Annotated in this window: 3 protein-coding genes; 1 reads left to right on the top strand and 2 read right to left on the bottom strand. The window is 66.6% G+C overall.

The window, feature by feature from the left end; translation table 11 throughout:
* Nucleotides 1-900: globin domain-containing protein (locus LQV45_RS24715; RefSeq protein ID WP_230009252.1), on the bottom strand; the 900-nt coding region annotated here is incomplete at its 3' end.
* A gap of 234 nt (nucleotides 901-1,134) precedes the next feature.
* Nucleotides 1,135-1,551, bottom strand: a complete 417-nt coding sequence (locus LQV45_RS24710) for a PaaI family thioesterase (RefSeq protein WP_230009251.1) — start codon at nucleotides 1,549-1,551, stop codon at nucleotides 1,135-1,137.
* Nucleotides 1,552-1,716: 165 nt separating this feature from the next.
* Between LQV45_RS24710 and LQV45_RS24705 the strand changes: the two genes are divergently transcribed.
* On the top strand, nucleotides 1,717-2,685 hold a 969-nt coding region (locus LQV45_RS24705; RefSeq protein ID WP_230009250.1), incomplete at its 3' end, for an aldehyde dehydrogenase family protein.

Here is a 2,685-nt window from a genome sequence, read left to right as displayed (position 1 = left end):
ATGCAGCAGCATCACCTGGCGTCGTGAACCGGACTGCACGAGGTGGGAGAGCATCCCGGCCATGGGCGTGATGCCGATTCCCGCGCTGGCCATGACCAGGGGCCGGTCCGTGTACTCCAGCACAACGTCGCCGAACGGAGCTGAGAGCACCACCTCGTCGCCTACCTGGACGTCATTGTGGAGCAGACTGGACATCTCGCCGTCGGGAGTCGTAAGTCCGTGGACCCTCTTGACGGCGAACTGCCGGTGCTGCCCGTCGTCGGCCTTGGTCAGGCTGTACTGCCGGGGCTGCTGTACGCCGTCGGGCATGGTCATCTTGAGGGTCACGTACTGCCCGGGCAGGGACGGCTTGACGTCCCGCTCGTCGGTCCGCTCGACGACGAACGAGACGACGTCGGCGGTCTCCTGGATCCGCTGCACCACCCGCCACGTCCGCCAAATGGTCTCGGGGGAGAGGTGCACTGCGTTGTACAGCCCGCGCTCCTTGTTGATGAGCAGGTTCGCCATCAGCCAGTAGACCTCGTCCCAGGCGGCGGCGACCTCGGGAGTGACGGCATCGCCCAGAACATCCACGATCGCCCACATGAGGTGGTCGTGGACAATCTGGTACTGGTCCGGGCTTAGTCCCAGCGACACGTGTTTGTGGGCCACCCGGGAGAGCAGATGGTCCGGCACCTGGTCCGGTTTCTCCACGAGCATGCCGGCGAAGGCCGCGATGGATCCGGCGAGCGCCTGCTGCTGGCGGCCGTCCGCCTGGTTTCCGCGGTTGAAGAGCCCGTCCAGGAGATCCGGCTGCGCCTCGAACATATGTTTGTAGAAGCGCTTGGCGATCTCCTCGATGTGCTCGCCGACTACGGGCAGCGTTGCCTGAATGACGGGAAGTGAGGTGTCTGAGAGCATGGTGCATCCCTTCCGGTGAGACCGGTGATACCCGGCGGTGCCGGGCGACTCAGCACTTCCAAGCTAACAGCCGCGGCACCGCGCCTTCCGGGCCGATCGGCCCTACATCGGGAGCGGGGTCCGGTGTAGGCGGCCTCCCGCCCTGGGCCCGAGTTCGCCGGAAAGCTCCCGGGTCGCCGGAACGTTACAGCGACCCCGCAGGTCTCCGGCGACCCAGAGGGTTCGGGGCAGAAGTCAGGCCTTGCGGTCCAGCAGCAGGTTGGTGATCCGCAGCGTGCAGATTCGCTGGCCGGTCTCGTTCGTGATCAGCACCTCGTGGGTGGTCAGGGTGCCGCCCAGATGGATGGGGGTGGCCGTGATCGTGATCAGTCCCTCGCGGGTCGACTTGTGGTGCGTGGCCGAGACGTCGACGCCCACCGCCGTCTTGCCCAGGGTGCTGGCGTGGATGACGGCGGCCCAGGACCCCACGGCCTCGCCCACGGCCAGTGAGGCGCCGCCGTGCAGGAGCCCGAACGACTGCCGGTTGCCCTCCACCGGCATGGTCGCGACCACGCGGTCCACGGACTCCTCGACGATCTTCACGCCCATCTTCTCGTCGAGTTCCCCCAGGGTGATTTTCCACAATTCGGTGCTGCCGGTCTCGGGCGTCATAGCGTCTCCTTTGTTGCCGGCCGGCCGGGTCCCGGACGGTCGGTGCCGCCGCGGCTAGTGTGCGGCAGGCCTCATTCATGTACTGTAGATCATATTACCGAACGGACGGTCAGTAATGTTCCGGCCGTGTTGATCTTGCTCCCCCGTTGGAAGGACCCGTCAACGATGACCACCACAGCCGCACCCGCAGTAGACACTGTCGAGATCGTTCCCAGTTTCATCCGGGGTTCCTGGTGGACTCCCGACGACGCCGCCGCCGCCGGCGCGGCGCCGGTACTGGACGCCAGCACCGGCGAGCTCCTGGCGAAGGTGAGCACCGAGGGGCTCGACCTCGCCGCCGTCGTGGATTATGGCCGCACCACCGGCCAGGCGGAACTTGGCACGCTGACCTTCCACCAGCGCGCGCTCAAGCTCAAGGAACTGGCGCAGTACCTCAATGGCCGCCGCGAGGAGTTCTACGCGCTCTCGGCGCAGACCGGCGCTACCAAGATCGACTCCATGATCGACATCGACGGCGGCATCGGCGTCCTGTTCACTTTCGGGTCCAAGGGCCGCCGGGAGCTGCCCAACTCCCAGGTGGTGGTGGATGGCCCCATGGAGGTGCTGTCCCGCGACGGCTCGTTCGCCGGTGAGCACATCTACACCCGCATCCCCGGCGTCGCCGTGCAGATTAACGCCTTCAACTTCCCTGTCTGGGGCATGCTGGAAAAGCTTGCCCCGGCCTTCCTCGCCGGCGTCCCCACCATCGTCAAGCCCGCCACCCCCACCGGGTACGTGGCCGCCGCCGTGGTCAAGGCGATCGACGAATCCGGCATCCTGCCCACCGGCTCGCTACAGCTGATTTCCGGCTCGGTCCGTACGCTGCTGGACCACCTGGACTACCGCGACCTCGTGGCCTTCACCGGCTCCGCGTCGACCGCCAACACGCTCAAGTCGCACCCCAATGTGGTCAAGGGCGGGGTCCGCTTCACGTCCGAGACCGACTCCCTGAATGCCGCGATCCTGGGCCCGGATGCGGTCAAGGGCACACCGGAATTCGACGCCTTCATCAAGTCCCTCGTCACCGAGATGACCGCCCAGGCCGGCCAGAAATGCACCTCGATCCGCCGCGCGATCGTGCCGCAGGAACTCGTC

It is taken from the genome of Microbacterium sp. Bi128 (genome assembly GCF_918698205.1).
Note: the sequence above shows the minus strand (reverse complement) of the source record. Positions and strands in the feature narration are given on the sequence as shown.